Origin of the sequence: Alitiscatomonas aceti, assembly GCF_025567195.1 — a bacterium.
GTDB lineage: Bacteria > Bacillota > Clostridia > Lachnospirales > Lachnospiraceae > Alitiscatomonas > Alitiscatomonas aceti.
This window is the reverse complement of record NZ_JAOQJF010000048.1, coordinates 1-17,330: the sequence shown is the minus strand read 5'-3', so window position 1 is coordinate 17,330 and position 17,330 is coordinate 1. Positions and strand designations below refer to the sequence as shown.

General features: G+C 48.6%; 19 protein-coding genes. 15 read left to right on the top strand and 4 right to left on the bottom strand.

Going from position 1 to position 17,330, the window contains the following annotated elements; translation table 11 throughout:
* Positions 1-108: 108 nt before the first annotated feature.
* The 6 genes from OCV69_RS15415 (at position 109) to OCV69_RS17145 (ending at position 4,404) form a co-directional block, all read left to right on the top strand.
* Positions 109-762, top strand: a complete 654-nt coding sequence (locus tag OCV69_RS15415; RefSeq protein ID WP_158360195.1) for an accessory gene regulator B family protein — start codon at positions 109-111, stop codon at positions 760-762.
* Position 763: 1 nt separating this feature from the next.
* Positions 764-883: a cyclic lactone autoinducer peptide gene (locus OCV69_RS15410; RefSeq protein WP_158360194.1), complete on the top strand. Its 120-nt coding sequence runs from the start codon at positions 764-766 to the stop codon at positions 881-883.
* Positions 884-1,707: 824 nt separating this feature from the next.
* On the top strand, positions 1,708-2,130 hold the full coding sequence (locus tag OCV69_RS15405; RefSeq protein ID WP_158360193.1) for an ABC-2 family transporter protein: 423 nt from the start codon (positions 1,708-1,710) through the stop codon (positions 2,128-2,130).
* Positions 2,131-2,207: 77 nt separating this feature from the next.
* Positions 2,208-2,933 (top strand): ABC transporter permease, encoded by a 726-nt coding sequence (locus OCV69_RS15400; protein WP_416782912.1) that lies wholly within the window; start codon positions 2,208-2,210, stop codon positions 2,931-2,933.
* A gap of 11 nt (positions 2,934-2,944) precedes the next feature.
* Positions 2,945-3,247: an ATP-binding cassette domain-containing protein gene (locus OCV69_RS17150; protein WP_317258423.1), complete on the top strand. Its 303-nt coding sequence runs from the start codon at positions 2,945-2,947 to the stop codon at positions 3,245-3,247.
* A 95-nt stretch (positions 3,248-3,342) separates the two neighbouring features.
* A complete protein-coding gene (locus OCV69_RS17145) occupies positions 3,343-4,404 on the top strand; it encodes an IS110 family transposase (RefSeq protein ID WP_158360191.1) in 1,062 nt (353 codons plus the stop codon).
* Here OCV69_RS17145 and OCV69_RS15380 read toward each other — a convergent pair.
* The 3 genes from OCV69_RS15380 to OCV69_RS15370 form a co-directional block, all read right to left on the bottom strand.
* Positions 4,384-5,049, bottom strand: a complete 666-nt coding sequence (locus OCV69_RS15380) for a helix-turn-helix domain-containing protein (RefSeq protein WP_158360190.1) — start codon at positions 5,047-5,049, stop codon at positions 4,384-4,386. The two genes, OCV69_RS17145 and OCV69_RS15380, sit on opposite strands and share 21 nt — an antisense overlap.
* Positions 5,009-5,860, bottom strand: coding sequence for an ISL3 family transposase (locus tag OCV69_RS15375; protein ID WP_158360189.1), 852 nt, complete (start codon positions 5,858-5,860; stop codon positions 5,009-5,011). Before OCV69_RS15375 ends, OCV69_RS15380 begins: the two co-directional genes overlap by 41 nt.
* 75 nt (positions 5,861-5,935) lie before the next feature.
* Positions 5,936-6,286: a transposase gene (locus OCV69_RS15370; RefSeq protein WP_262563214.1), complete on the bottom strand. Its 351-nt coding sequence runs from the start codon at positions 6,284-6,286 to the stop codon at positions 5,936-5,938.
* Positions 6,287-6,642: 356 nt separating this feature from the next.
* On the opposite strand from OCV69_RS15370, the gene OCV69_RS15365 reads away from it, so the two are divergent.
* The 6 genes from OCV69_RS15365 to OCV69_RS15340 all read left to right on the top strand — a co-directional run bounded on the left by OCV69_RS15365 (position 6,643) and on the right by OCV69_RS15340 (position 12,364).
* Entirely contained in the window at positions 6,643-7,311 is a 669-nt protein-coding gene (locus OCV69_RS15365) for a redox-sensing transcriptional repressor Rex (protein ID WP_022272346.1), read from the top strand.
* Entirely contained in the window at positions 7,308-7,670 is a 363-nt protein-coding gene (gene acpS / locus OCV69_RS15360) for a holo-ACP synthase (RefSeq protein WP_022272347.1), read from the top strand. Before OCV69_RS15365 ends, acpS begins: the two co-directional genes overlap by 4 nt.
* A gap of 4 nt (positions 7,671-7,674) precedes the next feature.
* Entirely contained in the window at positions 7,675-9,270 is a 1,596-nt protein-coding gene (locus OCV69_RS15355) for an NAD(P)H-hydrate dehydratase (RefSeq protein WP_158360188.1), read from the top strand.
* On the top strand, positions 9,257-10,411 hold the full coding sequence (gene alr / locus OCV69_RS15350) for an alanine racemase (protein WP_158360187.1): 1,155 nt from the start codon (positions 9,257-9,259) through the stop codon (positions 10,409-10,411). Before OCV69_RS15355 ends, alr begins: the two co-directional genes overlap by 14 nt.
* Positions 10,412-10,564: 153 nt before the next feature.
* Entirely contained in the window at positions 10,565-10,912 is a 348-nt protein-coding gene (locus tag OCV69_RS15345; RefSeq protein WP_022274197.1) for a type II toxin-antitoxin system PemK/MazF family toxin, read from the top strand.
* A 90-nt stretch (positions 10,913-11,002) separates the two neighbouring features.
* On the top strand, positions 11,003-12,364 hold the full coding sequence (locus tag OCV69_RS15340) for a hemolysin family protein (protein WP_158360186.1): 1,362 nt from the start codon (positions 11,003-11,005) through the stop codon (positions 12,362-12,364).
* A 63-nt stretch (positions 12,365-12,427) separates the two neighbouring features.
* Here OCV69_RS15340 and OCV69_RS15335 read toward each other — a convergent pair whose 3' ends face one another.
* Entirely contained in the window at positions 12,428-14,362 is a 1,935-nt protein-coding gene (locus tag OCV69_RS15335) for a S9 family peptidase (protein ID WP_158360198.1), read from the bottom strand.
* Positions 14,363-14,626: 264 nt separating this feature from the next.
* Between OCV69_RS15335 and OCV69_RS15330 the strand changes: the two genes are divergently transcribed.
* From OCV69_RS15330 to OCV69_RS15320, 3 genes are all read left to right on the top strand, one after another.
* Entirely contained in the window at positions 14,627-15,355 is a 729-nt protein-coding gene (locus tag OCV69_RS15330; RefSeq protein ID WP_022274200.1) for a YebC/PmpR family DNA-binding transcriptional regulator, read from the top strand.
* A gap of 91 nt (positions 15,356-15,446) precedes the next feature.
* On the top strand, positions 15,447-15,914 hold the full coding sequence (gene ybaK / locus OCV69_RS15325) for a Cys-tRNA(Pro) deacylase (RefSeq protein WP_158360197.1): 468 nt from the start codon (positions 15,447-15,449) through the stop codon (positions 15,912-15,914).
* Between the two features lie 326 nt (positions 15,915-16,240).
* Positions 16,241-17,263 (top strand): cell wall hydrolase, encoded by a 1,023-nt coding sequence (locus tag OCV69_RS15320; RefSeq protein ID WP_262563213.1) that lies wholly within the window; start codon positions 16,241-16,243, stop codon positions 17,261-17,263.
* The last annotated feature ends 67 nt before the right edge of the window (positions 17,264-17,330 follow it).

Below are 17,330 nucleotides of genomic sequence, written 5' to 3'. Positions count from 1 at the left end.
GTGACATTGAAAGTTCCTCCTTATTCTCTTTATTATACATGAATTCTTTGAGAATAAGGTGTCAACTTTATTTATACAACATCAAAAATAGATTCAAGGACATTTTAAGTGTATTTTAAGGACAAACGTTTATCTCCTTTACAAAGAGATTATAATTACTTTATTAATGAATTTGAGGGTAAAATGTTATCAAAGGCAGCAGAACAATGTACAGAATATCTTATAAAGTATAATAAGATTACAGAACAGCAAAAAAGCATTTATAAATATGGATTTGAACTTCTTGTATCCACAGCTGTGTGTATTGGAGCTATTTTGGTATGCGGAATATTGGGGGGATACGGGAAGGAGGCAATCATATTTTTATTGTCTTTTATTCCGATACGAATCACTGCCGGAGGTTATCATGCAGGCTCTTATGGGAGATGCTTTATAATGACAAATGCGATAGCGGCAGGATGCATCATGATAGCGGAATGGATGCACTCTATTGGGAATAGATGTGTAAATGCTGTTGCTTTTGTTATGGGAGCTGGAGCTGTTTGGTACATATGGAAAAACGCTCCAATTATTCCTCGCAGATATCAAGGGAAAACTGCCAGATATGAAATAAACCGTATATATTCCCACAGAATTTTATGGATACAAGGGAGTAGCTGTTTAATTTACTGGTTTGTTGGAAATGAGAGGGGCTATCTGATAGCGGTAACAAGCTTTATAGTAGCAATAATGATGGAAATGGCAAAAAGGGGGGAGAATTAATATGGATACAGTACTGACTATGATAACATGGCTGATTGGCAAGGCAGCGGAATCTGGTGCGGGGTTTTTCTCATGGGGAGCTGGATATCAGCCGGAAATTCCAGAAGGGTTAATAAAATAGGTATGAAAAAGAGAAGGTGATCTGCTTTGCTAATGGTGGATCACTTTTTTACGGTTTGCACGCCATGGGCACGCTCTAATGGGTGAAAGTCCAGAAAATGATCGAATAGTTGGAAAGATATAGCTGAATGAAAAGTCTAATCCCCCAGCTATGCTGGGGAGAATGGAGTAAACGGAAGAGGTAAAGATATCCATAAAAACCTCCTATGATACAATGAAAATGGTGTCGCAAGCCAAATTCAAAAATCATAGGAGGTGGTCCAAATGGACGAAAGCTTTTCTATAAGTATGAAGTATGCGTCCGGGAAAATATTATAAGCAGATGCCATTTATGAGAGAAATAATGTTATATCATAGGGATTGTGATTTTGTGTGGAAAATCGGAATATCAAGAATGGTTTTTGAAAGTTCTTTGTGGGATTTATTTGGAAGCACATAAAGGTGCTATATTCTGATGTAAGGGATCCTGGCCAATGAATTGTTATTTGCTTGGAGCATAATAAATTTCGAGCCGTAATTGTGCAAAATATGTTAAAAAAGGTTGTGAATCCTACTTATATGGGAAATGAAGCATCAAGGAAGGAGAGAATGTAGTGGGGAGTATTATGATTGAACTAAAAGGCAAGCTGATATATAAATCCAATATCCTTTTTACCATGTTTGCTGCGCTAGCCTCAATACTGGTACAAATAGCATTATGGCAATATCTGTATCGGGACGATGCTGCGATGATGGGGTATATGATGGGGTATGTTATCTACGCAAACGTAATTCGGACGATATATTCGAATCAAATATACCATATCCTTGCCGGAAAAATACTAAATGGCGATTTTCTCGCCGGTGGTCTACTCCGTTACCATATGGGGCCGCTTAGGTATGTGCATTGTAGCTTTGCTTTTAGGGCACATTTTATTTTCTCTTATATTTGCCATCATTGGTTTTACTGCTTTTATTTTTGTTGAAGTGTGGGCACTTCGGCGACTTCTTGAAGATACGGTGCAGTTTTTGTCTGGAGCGCTACTGCCGATTGCGTTATTTCCCGATCCGCTGAAAAAAATAGCAGAAATTTTACCATTTCATTATCTCTATGATTTTCCCTTACAGCTATTATTGAAAGAAGAGGTGGCTCAAACAACGATTATCAGCATTTTTTTGGGGATCATTGCGTGGATAGGTGTCTTTGGTCTTCTCCTGCATGTAGTATATAAACTTTCGGTTCGTTTTTGCGTCGTTCAAGGGGGCTAAATGGTGAATCCAATAAAAACCTACTTGCTATATGTAAAAGTTTTTTTAAGGCTCGAAGTGAATATAAGGTCGGCTTTGTGTTGGGGATCATAGCGAATTTCTATTGTTATTTTCTGACATTCCTCTCGTTTTGTGTAGTAGTGAGCAGATTTCAGAATATTGCTGGATGGGATTTTGAAGACATGTCCATTTTGTATGGATTAAATTTATGTTCTTATGCAATTGCGGGAACCTTTGTCTGGTATAGCGTTTATCATTTAGAAAATGAAATTACCACAGGGAAGTTAGATTTGTATTTAACACGCCCAATGAGCGTACTGGGACAGCTGATATGCAGCCGATTCGGCGATACTTTTATCGGGCAGATTATTGTGACGCTTATGTTTCTTATTAACGCATTGATAAAAAATTCAGGCATACTTTCATGGCAGATGGCAGCTTATCTGATATGTACCCTGTTTGGCGGAGTTGCTTTGCAGATGGGTGCCATGATTCTTATGGGAGCACTTAGCTTTTGGACTTTACGTTCCGAAAGAATTGGAGAATTATTTTATTATCAGCTCCGCGCTCTGACACATTATCCGCTTGTTATTTATCCGGGCTGGATCAAAGTCCTTTTGACAACAATCGCGCCATGGGCATTTATTAGCTATTACCCGGCCTTGATTGTTTTAAATAAAGCGGTAACGAAATGGGAATATGTTTGCGGAGTTGTATCGCCGATGATTGGATTTTTATTCCTGGGAGCATCTGTTTTCGTATTCCATTGTGGTTTAAGACGCTATACGAGTGCAGGAAGTTAAAGGGGGATCCTATGAAGGAGAACCAGGTAATCATAAAAGCGGAGCATTTAAAAAGAACTTACAGAATAATGGAAAACAGCGGCGGCTTTCTCACACATTTTTTCTCGAACCGCTATAAAGAAATCGCGGCAGTAGATGACATTTCCTTCGAAATTAAACGTGGAGAAATCGTCGGCTTCATTGGGCCTAACGGTGCCGGCAAATCTACGACCATTAAAATGATGACGGGAATTTTAGCTCCCACTGGCGGAAAGGTAGAAGTATTTGGTAAAGAGCCATATAAGCACAGAAAGCTTCCTGTATACTTTAAATAGGCCAAGAGATTGACACAAAAAGATACCTCAAGTAAATTTGGATTATTACTGACCCGACCGTTAGTAAAATTCAAAAAATACAAGAGGTATCTAACATGAATCTTAAGGGCACAAAGAAGAAAAATCAAGTATCAAATGTAAATATTTTCGAGCAGCAGGAGCTTTTGAAGAAAATCGAGGTGATTAGAGAAAATCTAAAAGCTTCAACCTGGCATGAGTTGGAAACCAAAGGTAAGTTTGATAAGAACGCAAAAATCAGTTTTATCTGTGATGATGTGCTTATTTTAGGATGCGATGTAGGCAGTGAAACACACTATCTGAGAGCAATTGATACCAGAGGCAGAGAACTTAGTAAGTCCGCTTTTTCATTCGGCAATCATGCAGATGGATTCAACAAGGCGAAGGAATGGGCAGTAAAGATAGCGGCTGAAAACAATAAAAGTCAGATCGTTCTCGGTCTGGAGCCGACCAGCCATTACTGGTTTTGCCTTGCAACCTGGATGATCTCAAATGGGATCAGTGTGGTTCAGGTAAATCCGTATGCCGTAAAGCAGACAAAGGAACTTGAGGATAACAGCCAACTGAAGGATGATAAAAAAGATCCTAAGCTGATTGCGAATCTGGTAAAAGATGGAAATTTTGGGATGCCATATCTTCCAGAGCAGCTTTACGCAGATCTGAGGCGGTTGTCCATGTTCCGTGACCAGTTGAATGAGGACAGGATTCGGTCGATTAACCGACTGCACCGGGAACTGAAAAGCCGTTCCTGTCTTATCACCTATCTGGAAGACGGACGGTGCAGCTTTTCCAATAATCTCAGTGAAAATGCAATCCGTCCATTTACCGTTGGCCGCAAGAACTGGCTCTTCTGTGATACTCCTAACGGAGCCCAGGCCAGTGCCATTGTATACTCAATGGTAGAAATGGCAAAAGCGAATGGAGTAAATGTCTATCACTATCTTACCTATCTTCTTGAAAAAATGCCATCGGATAGGATGAGTGATGAGGAATTAGAACTCCTGGCTCCGTGGAATGAAAATGTTAAAACTGAAATCCAATGCCGTGTAAACGACACAAATCAATCGGATGTGAATTGTCAAGGTACACCGGCTACTGAAAAGCAGTCGGGTAATTTTTTAACTATGGCTGAATTTTAAGCGATTACCTTTTAAATCAGAGTTTTTGTACCGTTCGATAAACAAATGCAATAGAGGCATACTTTTCTTTTTGTATATTTCACGGAATTCTCGAACACAATGCATCAACTCTCTAAGTTGGGGATATTTCTGTAAAATATATGCCTTATGGTTTTTGCTAAGTTCCATTCCCATCCAAAGATAACGGAATATACCGTTTCGTGAAAGGTGGTCATATTTTTGTAAAGCCTTTTTGTTTTGAAGTGCTTCAGGTGAAGAACTTTTGTAAATTGCAACATCAATTTGGAATCGCTCTATGATTTTATTCATATAGTCATATGCTGCAGATTGACCGCCTTTATATCCTTTTTCAATAACATTGCGATATACATCTTTTCGACTGATGCCAGAAGTTAAAGCTTTGACAATATAATCATAAAACTGATCCATTCTGCTATGAAAATCTTTTTTACAAAGTGCTTCATATTCTCCATTGAGATATTTTGTTACTGTATTTCTGCTGCAATGTAATACTTTAGAAATTTGGCGTTTACTGTATCCGGCAGAATTATATTCCTTTATCGCAGTGTACAGTTGTACCCTTTTTTGATTATATTCGTTAAGGTTATCCACACTGTATGGCTTTTTTTTTACCATCGTTTTCAACTGATGGTTCTGCAATGCTGTTAGAATCAGATGGAATTCTGATATCAACGGGCAATACAGAACTTATAGTATTTCTTATGGCCTCTAATAAATTTTGATGAAGATGAAATCTGTCAGCAATCTGCATAGCCTCGGGCAATATTTCCTTTATGGCTGCTGAATAAGCACTTGCCCGATCTCGTGTCACCGCTTTTATATGTTTATTTTTACTTAACCATTCTTTTAGTGTTTTACCATCACGCCCATCTAAAATTGCCACTGGTTTATGTGTTGCCTCATCTACAATAATTGTCCCATAAGTATGCCGTTTCTTAAATGCAAAATCGTCCACTCCAATAATACTTCCACATGGAACTTCCGGTTGTGCTGCATATCGTTTCGTTAACAATCGGATAATGCTATCACCACTGGTTTTCAGATTCATAGAACGGCAGATACGAGCACTACCTTCACAGTTTGTTTCCAATGCCAAAGTGCATATAAAATCTTCACAACGCTCTGTCATACGGCTGTAATAATTCAAAAAACCATCTACATTCTCAACAAAGGTTGTAACATCACAGGAAGAATCGTCGCACTGATACTCGGAAGCATTTACAATTAAATACGTGGTTCTACCCAAAATCGGAAGATCTTGAAGTTTTCTTTTATAAGTACCATGTTTATGTTCTGAAAGCACCCCGCACTTGGGACATGTACAATTTTTTGATTGTACAGAAACATGGATATAAATTTCTTTTTCGTTTTGAGTTACTTCTGTGATGCCTATTTCTTCAGGGTAAAATTTTTGTAATTCAAGAGTATCTTTCATCTGTTTCAATTCCTTCCATAATGACAAAATTCCTAAGATAATTTTATCATTTTAGCACTTGTGTTCCAATCCCATTTACGGATAATTGCGGATGAACCAGAATCGTCCGGAATACTCAAGCTGATGGCTGTCATATCCACGATCTGCAAGCACACTGCTCCCTTCTATATTTATATGCTCCAGTACCGGTATGGCAAAAATCCCGTCATCAATCCATTTACGGAAGCGGCTGTATACCGAATTCCAAGGTCCATAACGTTTTGGAAGGTCATGCCAGGGAGCGCCGCTGCGTGTGATCCAGACCATTCCGTTAAGCATGGAGCGGTTATCCTTTGGGGGACGTCTGGGTTTTCCGGTCTTTTCCAGAGGAAGTAAGGGTGCGATCTGTTTCCATTCCTGATCTGTCAGTTCGTAACGTCTTAACATAATACCAGCCCCCTTTTTCTTTATTCTGCCATGAAAAAGAGGACGTAAATAAACGTTTTGTATACTTTTTAATTTTCATACACGCTCTAACCATAGCAGAGAACTCCTTTATGTGATTTTTGTTGTGATGACTAAAATATAACACAAAGGAAGTATCTCTGCTCTTTAAATATTCCGTTGCGGCACATGTATTGTAATCCTACACACTAAGGTAAGCGTAATTTCCTCCCGATCCACTTGACAAGGATTTGACAAAATGCATAGATATGCTATAATGTTAACATCGGCGTACCGGGGCGTGCTGCCCCTGTGCGAAGGTGCTATTTGATCGTTACACAGGAAGGTGAAGACACAACATGACAGAAGAGAGACAGATTTCAAAGGCAGTAATTTCCAGGCTGCCCCGGTATTACCGCTATCTGGGCGAGCTGATGGAGGAGGGGATCGAGAGGATCTCGTCCAACGAGCTGAGCGCCAGGATGAAGGTCACCGCCTCCCAGATCCGCCAGGATCTCAATAACTTCGGCGGCTTCGGGCAGCAGGGATATGGATATAATGTAAAGTATCTTTATACGGAGATCGCCAGGATCTTAGGCATCGACCGGCAGCATAACCTGATCATCATCGGAGCCGGAAACCTGGGCCAGGCCATTGCCAATTATACCAACTTTGAAAAACGCGGCTTCATGATCAAGGGAATGTTCGACATCAACCCGCGGCTCATCGGCCTGGTGGTGCGCGGAGTGGAGATCCGCAGCATTGACAATCTGGAGCAGTTCATTGTGGACAACGAGGTGCAGATCGCGGCCCTTACGATCCCCAAGTCCAAAGCGCCGGAGATCGCAGACCGTCTGGTCCGGGCAGGGATCAAGGCCATCTGGAATTTTGCCCATACGGACCTCAACGTGCCCGACGATGTGGTGGTGGAAAACGTTCATCTTTCAGAGAGTCTGATGCGTCTTTCCTACCGGGTATGCAGTATGCAGGACGAGCGGGAGCGGAAGGAACGGGAAAAAACAGTATGATCCTTGGAACGGGCTGTGATTTAGTGGAAATTGAGCGGATGAAAAAAGCCTGTGAAAAAGAGGCTTTTTTATCGCGTGTGTATACAGAAAGGGAGCGCCGGCAGGCAGGGGGGAAAGCCTCTGTCCTTGCCGGCGATTTTGCTGTGAAGGAGGCTGTGGCCAAGGTCTTCGGGACGGGCTTCCGGGACTTTATGCCAGGGGACATCGAGGTCCTCCGGGATGAGCTTGGAAAGCCCTATGTGAACCTGTATGGCAGGGCCAGAAAGACAGCAGAAGAAAAGGGGATCCTCCGGCTGGAGGTATCCATTTCCAATACAAGGGAGTACGCCATGGCCTTTGCCGTGGGGGAAGGAGAGTGACGGAATGAAGGATCTGCTGAATGCCGCAGAGATGAAGGCGGTGGATAAAAGAAGCATCGAGGAATACGGGATCCCATCTCTGGTACTGATGGAGCGGGCGGCCCTGGAGGTGGTAAAACGGGCCGGAGAGCTTCTGGAGCCGGGGCTTTCGGGGAATGAGGCCCTGGAATACGGTCCGGGAAGGGAGCGGCTTTTAAAGGAAAGGAAACGGAAGACGGTCTGGGCAGTCTGCGGGTTTGGAAACAACGGGGCCGACGGCGCGGCGGCGGCCAGGATGCTGACGCTCCAGGGCTTTTCCTCTGTCATCCTCCTTCCGTCCCAGGAGGGAAAGCGGAGCCGGGAGCTGGAGGTCCAGCTTTCGGTGGCGGAAAAGCTGGGGATCCCCATCCTTACCCTGGGCGATCTGCTTCCAGAGGCCTGCGATCTGATCATTGACGCAGTGTTTGGCATCGGGCTTTCAAGGCCGGTGGAGGGCGTTTATAAGGAGCTCATCGGCCTCATGGAGGAAAAACGGCAGCGGGAGCTGGTCCCGGTGGCGGCGGTGGATATGCCGTCGGGCATCAGCTCGGACACAGGGGCTGTCATGGGCTGCGCCGTAAAGGCGGATGTGACTGTGACCTTTGGCATGAGGAAGGTGGGCCAGGCCCTGTTTCCGGGCCGGGAATACTGCGGACGGCTTTTTGTGGAGGACGTGGGCTTTGTGCCTGAGGATCCGGAGCAGGCCGGAGAGCACGTCCATGCCCACGGACCGGAGGATCTTATGGAGATCCCCAGGCGGCGGGCGGATTCCCACAAGGGGACCTATGGAAAGATCCTGGTGATCGCCGGAGCAAAAAACATGGCGGGAGCCGCGTATTTTTCTGCCCTGGCGGCGTACCGGACCGGAGCTGGGCTGGTGAAGATCATGACGGTGGAGGAAAACCGCAGTGTGATCCAGGAGCGGCTGCCGGAGGCGGTGCTGTCCTCCTTTGATCCCCAGTGGGCCAGCGAGGAGCCAGGGGAATTTAAGGAGTATATCCGTTCCCAGACGGGCTGGGCCGACGCCATCGTCCTGGGCCCCGGACTGGGCCAGGAGGAGTATGCCAGGACACTGGTGGAGGCAGTCTTAAGCGACGCCTATGTGCCCATCGTCATGGACGCCGACGCGGTGAACCTGGCTGCCAGATATCCGTATCTGAAGGGGTATTTTACAGAAAATATCATTCTGACGCCCCATGTGCTGGAATTTTCCCGGCTGACGGAAAAGCCGGTGGAGGAGATCAAGGAGGATCCCCTGGCAGCGGCCAGGGAGTTTTCGGACCAGTACGGCGTCACCTGCGTTTTGAAGGATGCGGCCACGGTGACGGCCAGAAAGGACGGAAAGCTGTTTATAAACTTAAGCGGCTCTCCGGCCATGGCCAAGGGAGGATCCGGGGATGTGCTGACAGGGGTCATTGCGGGACTTTTAGCCATGGGAATGGACGACTGCGAGGCGGCGTCCCTGGGCGTTTATGTCCATGGGCTGGCAGGAGAAGCGGCTGAGAAAAAATACGGCGTTCACTCGGTCCTGGCCGGAGAGCTGGCAGGCTGTATCGGAGAGGTGGTCAATGGAAATGTATAAAAGAGCGTATGTGAAGGTGGATCTGGACCGGATCCGGAAGAATATGAAGGCGATCCGGAGCGTGCTGCCGGAGGGAACGAAGATCATCGGCGTGGTAAAGGCCGACGGCTACGGCCATGGGGCGGTCCAGACCGCGAAAGCCATTGAAGAGGACGCCGCAGGCTATGCGGTGGCCACGGCGGAGGAGGCACTGGAGCTTAGAGGAAATGGGATAAAAAAGCCGGTGCTGGTGCTGGGCCCGGTGCCGGAGTGCCAGTATGGGAGCATGGTGGAGCAGGAGATCCGGACGGCAGTGTTCGATCTTACGCGGGCAGAACGGCTTTCGGAAACGGCGGTGTCCCTGGGGATGACGGCCAGGGTCCACATTGCGGTGGACACCGGGATGAACCGGATCGGTCTGAGGCCCGGCCGGGAACAGGCCCAGGTGGTGAAGGAGATCGCCGGACTTCCAGGGATCGTGACAGAGGGCATGTTCACCCATTTTGCCAGGGCTGACGAGGCGGATAAGACCTCTGCCCGGGAGCAGATCCAGGCGTTCCTGGATTTTTCCCAGATGGTAAAGGAAGCGGGAGTTTCCATTCCCATCCTTCACTGTGCCAACAGCGCCGGGATCATGGATCTGAAGGAGAGCCATGGAACGGCGGTCCGGGCCGGGATCATCCTGTACGGCCTGTATCCGTCGGACCAGGTACAGAGGGAGGCTCTTTTTCTGGAACCGGCCATGGAGCTGAAAAGCTTTATTACCTATATAAAGGAGATCGGACCGGGAGCGGCTGTGAGCTACGGAGGGACCTTTGTGGCGGACCGTCCCATGCGTCTGGCCACTGTCAGCATCGGCTACGGAGACGGCTATCCCAGGAGCCTTTCCAATAAAGGGGAGCTGCTGGTCCATGGGACGCGGGCCAGGATCCTGGGCCGGATCTGTATGGACCAGCTGATGATCGATGTGACCGGGATCCCGGAGGCCAGGGAGGGAGATGAGGTGACTCTTTTGGGCCGGGACGGAACAGAGGAGATCACCATGGAAGAGCTGGCGGACTTAAGCGGCCGGTTCCATTATGAGATCCCATGCCTCATGGGAAAACGCCTGCCCAGGGTCTATGTGTCCGGGGGACGGACCAGGGAGGCCGGGGAGCTTTAACAAGCATTCCGGTCCCAGGGGGAAGCGGCCTTTAAATGCCGGACCGGTTTCAGGTTCCGGCATCATTTTGCGGCAGTTCTGCATAAGGTAATCGTAGAGTGTCAATACTTTCGGTACAGGGAGACCTGAAAACCATTTCGGAGAGTGAAACCTTTGATCATCAGACGCGGAGATATTTATTATGCAGACCTGCGGCCGGTGGTGGGCTCTGAACAGGGAGGAGTCCGGCCGGTGCTCATCATACAGAATGATGTGGGAAATAAGCACAGTCCAACGGTGATCTGTGCGGCCATCACATCGAAAATGAATAAGGCAAAGCTGCCCACCCACGTGGAGCTTTCCGCCAGACAGTGCGACATGGTCCGGGACTCAGTGATCCTCCTGGAGCAGCTGCGGACCATTGATAAACAGAGACTCAGGGAGAAAATATGCCATATCGATGAAAATCTTCAGGAAAAAGTCAACGAAGCCCTGCGGATCAGCCTGGAGCTTGCTACATAAGGGCGTGAATTTCGGGAGTTTTGTTGACGAAATGTGGCAATGATGCTATATTAGGATACAAATGATAAAAAAGGAGTGGAAAGATTTTTCATGGACGATGGTAATTCGTGGATAGGAATTTTGCTGTTTGCGGCTTCCGTGGCTGTATTTTATCTGATCTACGGCTTTGGGGCGGCGATCCAGGCGCTGAACACCAGTGCGCTGGAGGACGAGCGGGACGAGGGAAATAAAAAGGCGGCGGCTCTTTTGAGGATCCAGGAGGATCCAGGGAAGTTTGTCCGCACCAACCAGGTGGTCACCTGCTTTTTCACATTGGCTCTGGGAGCCTTTACCCTGCCGCAGACAGCGGGATACATCCGGAGATTTCTGGCAGTGAAGCTTGCGATGGCTCCGGGCCTTGCGGCGGGGCTGGCCCTTGCAGCGGCATTTTTTGTGGTGGCCTTTTTTCTGGTCTGCCTGGGAGTCATAATCCCCAAGCACGTGGCAGCCAAGAGCCCGATCCGGTTCTGCTATAAGGCGCTTTCGGTGGTAGAGTGGGCCATTAAGCTGCTTTCGCCGTTCACCTGGCTCATCAGCGTGGCGGCCTTTGTGGTCTTAAAAGCAGTGGGCATCGATATCCGGTCCTCCAATGAGAAGGTGACCGAGGAGGATATCATGTATATGGTAAACGAGGGCCACGATCAGGGCGTGCTGGAAGCCAGCGAAGCGGAAATGATTACCAATATCTTTGAGTTTGACGATAAAGTGGCATCGGATATCATGACCCACAGAAAGAATGTGGTGGCCCTGGAAAGCACTATGACCTTAAAGGAAACAGTGGATTTCATCGTAAAAGAGGCCAACAATTCCAGGTTCCCGGTCTACGAGGAGGATATCGACAATATCGTAGGCGTGCTCCATATGCGGGACGTGCTTTATTTTGCAGAGCAGGAGGAGTATCTGGACAGGCCCATCAGCCAGATCGACGGCCTTTTAAGGAGCGCCCATTTTGCTCCGGAGGCGAAAAATATCAATGCCTTATTTAAGGAGATGCAGTCGGAGAAGATCCATATGGAGATCGTCATTGACGAATACGGCCAGACAGCCGGGATCGTGACCATGGAGGATATCCTGGAGGAGATCGTCGGAAACATCATGGATGAATACGACAACGAGGAGCCCGATATCGTGGTCAAGGAAAACGGAAGCTTCCAGCTTTCGGGCATGACGCCTCTGGACGATGTGGAGGACGCCCTGGAGATGGAATTTGACGAGGACGATAAGGATAATTTTGACACCTTAAACGGTTTCTTGATCTCAAGGCTGGGCCATCTGCCGGAGGATGACGAAAAGGGCCAGGTGGTCTTCGGAGGCTACCGGTTCAGTATCGTAAAGGCAGAGAATAAGATCATACAGACGGTAGCGGCGGAACGGGATGCCGGGCCGGAACATGAAAAAGAAAACGAAGGATAAAAGGATCCCCCGTCCGGGGCAGGCAGCAGAGCCGCTTCCGGACGGGGGATTTTTTGGTCGGTCTTATTTCAGATACTGGTCCATCCAGTTTAAGATCTCCGTCATACGGTCGATCCTGTTTTCCGGCTTTCCGCCGCGGGAGAGCTCATGGTTCTCGCCGTGGAAGAGGCAGAGCCTGGAAGGACAGCCGTTTCTCATAACGGCGCTGTACATGGCAAGTCCCTCTGCCATATAGCAGCGGTAGTCCTCATCGGAGTGGATGAAGAGGATCGGGGTCTTGCAGTTGGGGGCGTACTGGAGCGGGGACTGCTTCCAGAGAAGCTCCACATTTTCTCTTGTATTGGCGCCCTGGTTGTTTACGATAAAGGTGTGGCCGATATCGGAGTTGTGCTCAAAGGATACCCAGTTGGAGATGGAACGCTGGGATGCGGCTGCTTTGAAGCGGTCGGTGTGGCCCACGATCCAGTTGGTCATGAAGCCGCCGTAGGAGCCGCCGGTAACGCCCACACGGGCTGTATCGATCTGGGGATATCTCTTTAATACCTCGTCGGTGAAATCCATCAGGTTCTGGTAGTCCACGGTCCCGTAGATGCCGTTGATGTTTCCGAAATCGGTGCCGCGGCCGTCAGAGCCTCTGGGATTGCAGTAGAATACGAAGTAACCGGCATTGGCCCACATCTGCATCTCGTGATGGAATACATCGGAGAATACGGTGCGGGGGCCTCCGTGGATATGGAAGATGGCCGGATAGGAAACGCCCTCCTCATAATACGCCGGCTTCATCACCCATCCGTGGATCTCATAGCCGTCGCTGGCTGTGAAGGAAAAGGCTTCGGGGGTCACAACGGAATATTCCTCTCCAACAAAGTCGTTGAAGTGGGTGATCTGCTCACCGTCCAGGTAAAGCTCCGCAAGCTTTGTTCCCTGGAGCTCACAGCTTACCAGGTGTTCGCCGTTGACGTCGAAGCTGTCGCAGGAGCTTCCCTTTGTGAGGCTGTCGGAGATATTGCCGTCCTTGTCCAGCTTTCTTAACCATGCAAAGTCGTCCACGGTGGAGATAAAGTAGAAGTCGCCGTTTAACAGCTTCTGGCCGCGGCCGGAGCCGTATCTTGCGTCGCTTCCCACAGAGCCGGAGGCGATGGAGGCGTCATAGGGTACAAACAGGTTCATGGAGCCGTCCGCTAAGTTCATCTTATAGAAGCTGTTGTACTTATTGGTATAGCGGTAGTCGGAGTCGATGGCAGCCACAAGAGCCTCATTTTCGTTTAAGAGCTCGATGGTTCCGGTGTGCATGGTATCCGGCTCCAGTAATGTCTTTGTCTCGCCGGTCTTTAAGTTATAGAGATAAATTCCCTCGTTTAAACCGCGCACGTTCTGCTTCCAGGGATACGCCTTATAAAGGAGAAGATCGCCAAGGACAGAGGACTGGGTGCAGTCGGTCCAGTCGCAGGCCACGTAAGAAAGCTCTCCGTTTTCTCTGTTATAAACGGCAAAGCGGTTTCTCTTTGCGTTGGTGTAGCCTAAGCCGTTGCTCCAGAAGGGAAGCTCATCGAAGACCTCATAGGATTTCTTTCTTGTGTCCTTATGATTATCCTGGCTTGCAGTCATAAGGAAACGTCCGTCGGGCAGTGCTTTAAAGCCGATGATCTTTGCGGGCACCGTAAAGGCGTGGCAGGCCTCTCCGCCTTCGGGGGAGATCTCATAGAAGCTTGTGAGGGCTTCTCCGGCTTCCTGTTTCTTCTTCACCTCGCTGCATCTTGCAGCCGGGAAGAGAAGGGTATTGTCGTTTGTCCAGACATAGCTCTTTGCGTCGCCGCCGCTGGTCATCTTCCGAACCTTTTTTTCAGCCATATCGTAAACGTAGAGGTTGGCTTTGTATGTATTTTCCGCTCTGTCTGCGTTGGATACCACAAAGGCAATGTACTTTCCATCGGGTGAGAAGGAAGGATTGCTTACGAACTGAAATTTCAAAAAGGTATCGATTTCAATCTTTTTCATAGTGCTGCCTCCATATTTTGATAATTATGTAGTTCTATTATAACATGCCTGTAAAAGCTGTCAAGAAAACGTTGCTGTTTCGGAGCCGTCCGGCAGGAAAATATGAAGAAAATGCCCGAAGGGAAAATCCGCAGAAAAGCTCTTGCCAAGGACTTAAAATAATGCTAGAATATTTAAGATTATGGTAACTGTAAGGACATAACAGTTACAGATTATGACGGAAATACGATAAATATAGAAGAAACAAGAAAGGGAGCAGGAAAAATGTCAGGACATTCCAAATTTGCCAATATTAAACATAAGAAAGAAAAGAACGATGCGGCCAAGGGAAAGATCTTTACCGTGATCGGAAGAGAGATCGCCGTTGCAGTTAAGGAAGGCGGTGCAGATCCGGCCAATAACAGCAAGCTCCGCGATGTGATCGCCAAGGCCAAGGCCAACAACATGCCCAACGATACCATCGACCGCGGAATTAAAAAGGCTGCCGGGGACCTGGGCTCTGTAAACTATGAAAACCTGGTTTATGAGGGCTACGGCCCCAACGGCATTGCCATCATCGTAGAGACTCTGACTGACAATAAAAACCGTACCGCAGCCAATGTAAGGAGCGCCTTTACCAAGGGCGGCGGAAACGTAGGAGCCCAGGGAAGCGTATCCTTCATGTTCGACAGAAAAGGCCAGATCATCATCGACAAGGAAGAGTGTGAGATGGATGCCGACGAGCTGATGATGGCGGCTCTGGACGCCGGAGCTGAGGATTTCTCCGAGGAGGAGGACAGCTTTGAGGTGGTGACCGATCCAGACGCCTTCAGCGAGGTGCGCGAGGCTCTGGAAAAGGCCGGTATCCCCATGATGCAGGCGGAGGTGACCATGATCCCCCAGAACTACGTGGAGCTGACCGACGATGACGCCATCAAGAAGATGAACCGGATCCTGGATCTTTTAGACGAGGATGATGATGTCCAGGCTGTATTCCACAACTGGTCCGAATAATCAATATGAATGAAAGAAACTCCTTTCCGGATCGTCCAAGGGACGAAACGGAGAGGAGTTTTTTAGAAAGAAGGGATTATATATGAAGAAACTGGTTAAGACCAATGTGATGCGTCTTCTGGATGCGGCGAAGATCGCCTATGAAGCAAAGGAATATCCGGTGGACGAAAACGACCTTTCCGGGAGCCATGCCGCGGATCTCATGGGCGTGGACCATGGGAGCGTTTTTAAGACCCTGGTGCTCCGGGGAGAAAAGACAGGATATATGGTCTGCTGTATTCCGGTGGATGGAGAGGTGGATCTGAAAAAGGCGGCCAGGGCGGCGGGAGACAAGAAGGTGGAGATGCTTCCGATGAAGGAGCTCCTTCCGGTCACCGGCTATGTCCGGGGCGGCTGTTCTCCCATCGGGATGAAAAAGAGATTCCCCACCTATCTGGACCGGTCGGCAGGGGAGTATGAAAAAATCGCCGTCAGCGCCGGCATGCGGGGCGTCCAGGTGATCCTGTCCCCGGCGGATCTGGGGAGGTATGTGGGCGCTGAAATGGCAGATCTCATGTAAAAGTGGTTGACATAAGGCGTAAAGGACCGGAAAACCCCTTTAAAGTGGGGGATAAAAACTTAACAAATTTGTAATAAATCTTAAAAGACCATAGGGCCAATGGTAACAAAAATACAAGGAAAATCAAGAAAAAGTTCTTGCAAAATGTTAAAAAAACATGACAAAAGTTAAAAATAAGGCTGTGAAATACAACAAAAATGCAGAAGCCTTATTGACTTTTGGCCTCCCGTTCTCCTATAATCACAGACGCCGTCCGGTGAGACGGAAAAATAACCATCTGCCGCCTGGAGGCTTTCCGGAGGCAGAACGGAGAAAAGAGGCAATCGATGAAGCAGACATGGAACTCATTTCTTCAGACAGTTTTCCAGAGTATAAAAATGCTGTCTGCCAGCGCACCTGCCAAAAGACGCCGGGATACGGCAGTCCTTACGGCCGGTATCCTTCTGGTGACAGCCATTACCTTTGCCGCAGGGAGCTTTCCGGAGACGGGAAACGGCGCTATGGTGGCCTTTGCCGAGACGCCGGGAGAGACCGGCGGCCAGGAAGAGGGAACGTATGATGGAAATACGGACGAAGAGAAACGTGATCCAGAAAGCATAATGGCGGCTGAGGAGGCCGCGGACACGGAAAACGGAACAGAGATCAGAAAAGAGGAGGCAGAGAACGGCGCGGAGACGCCTGAAGGCGGGGAAGCCGGAGAGGGAGAAGTCCCGGATCAGGAAGCGGAGACTGCTGCGGAAGGCTCTGGATCCCAGGAAGAGGCAGCGGCCGGGGAGGACTCCGGTGCGCCGGAAGGAGAAGCCGCGGAAAGAGCGGAAACTTCTGAACAAACAGCCGTCCGGGAGGGCTCTGGCGGCCAGGAAGGGACAGCTTCCGGAGAGAGCGCTGAGCTTGCGGAAGGTGCAGCCGCCCAGGAGGCCTCCGGTACGCCGGAGCAGCTGTCTGCACCGGAAACACAGGAAGCAGCATCGGTCTCCCTGTCAGACCGGGATTACCAGACGCTGCTTAAGATCGTCCAGGCAGAGGCTGGAAACTGCGACCGGACCGGAAGGATCCTGGTGGCCAATGTGATCTTAAACCGGGTGGAAAGCGATACATTCCCGGATACGGTCCACAGCGTGGTCTACCAGAGACATCAGTTTTCGCCGGTGGGCAACGGCTCCATCAACCGGTGCCGGGTCACAGACACCACGGTGGAGGCTGTGGACAGCGCCCTGGCGGGAGAGGATTATTCTGACGGCGCTCTGTATTTTATGAACAGGAGGGCGTCCAGCAGGAAAAATGTCCGCTGGTTTGACAATCACCTGGACTTTTTGTTCAAACATGGGAACCACGAGTTCTTTAAATGAAAGAGCTAATCCCCCAGCTATGCTGGGGCGAATAGTGTAGTAGTGACGTTGTAGAATGTGTAATAAA

Bases quoted from the DNA above. Each gene is read 5' to 3' on its own strand.
- OCV69_RS15410 (WP_158360194.1), top strand. From the start codon at position 764: ATGGATACAGTACTGACTATGATAACATGGCTGATTGGCAAGGCAGCG.
- OCV69_RS15405 (WP_158360193.1), top strand. From the start codon at position 1,708: ATGGCGATTTTCTCGCCGGTGGTCTACTCCGTTACCATATGGGGCCGC.
- OCV69_RS17150 (WP_317258423.1), top strand. From the start codon at position 2,945: ATGAAGGAGAACCAGGTAATCATAAAAGCGGAGCATTTAAAAAGAACT.
- OCV69_RS17145 (WP_158360191.1), top strand. From the start codon at position 3,343: ATGAATCTTAAGGGCACAAAGAAGAAAAATCAAGTATCAAATGTAAAT.
- OCV69_RS15375 (WP_158360189.1), bottom strand. From the start codon at position 5,860: ATGAAAGATACTCTTGAATTACAAAAATTTTACCCTGAAGAAATAGGC.
- OCV69_RS15370 (WP_262563214.1), bottom strand. From the start codon at position 6,286: ATGTTAAGACGTTACGAACTGACAGATCAGGAATGGAAACAGATCGCA.
- OCV69_RS15365 (WP_022272346.1), top strand. From the start codon at position 6,643: ATGACAGAAGAGAGACAGATTTCAAAGGCAGTAATTTCCAGGCTGCCC.
- acpS (WP_022272347.1), top strand. From the start codon at position 7,308: ATGATCCTTGGAACGGGCTGTGATTTAGTGGAAATTGAGCGGATGAAA.
- OCV69_RS15355 (WP_158360188.1), top strand. From the start codon at position 7,675: ATGAAGGATCTGCTGAATGCCGCAGAGATGAAGGCGGTGGATAAAAGA.
- alr (WP_158360187.1), top strand. From the start codon at position 9,257: ATGGAAATGTATAAAAGAGCGTATGTGAAGGTGGATCTGGACCGGATC.
- OCV69_RS15340 (WP_158360186.1), top strand. From the start codon at position 11,003: ATGGACGATGGTAATTCGTGGATAGGAATTTTGCTGTTTGCGGCTTCC.
- OCV69_RS15335 (WP_158360198.1), bottom strand. From the start codon at position 14,362: ATGAAAAAGATTGAAATCGATACCTTTTTGAAATTTCAGTTCGTAAGC.
- OCV69_RS15330 (WP_022274200.1), top strand. From the start codon at position 14,627: ATGTCAGGACATTCCAAATTTGCCAATATTAAACATAAGAAAGAAAAG.
- OCV69_RS15320 (WP_262563213.1), top strand. From the start codon at position 16,241: ATGAAGCAGACATGGAACTCATTTCTTCAGACAGTTTTCCAGAGTATA.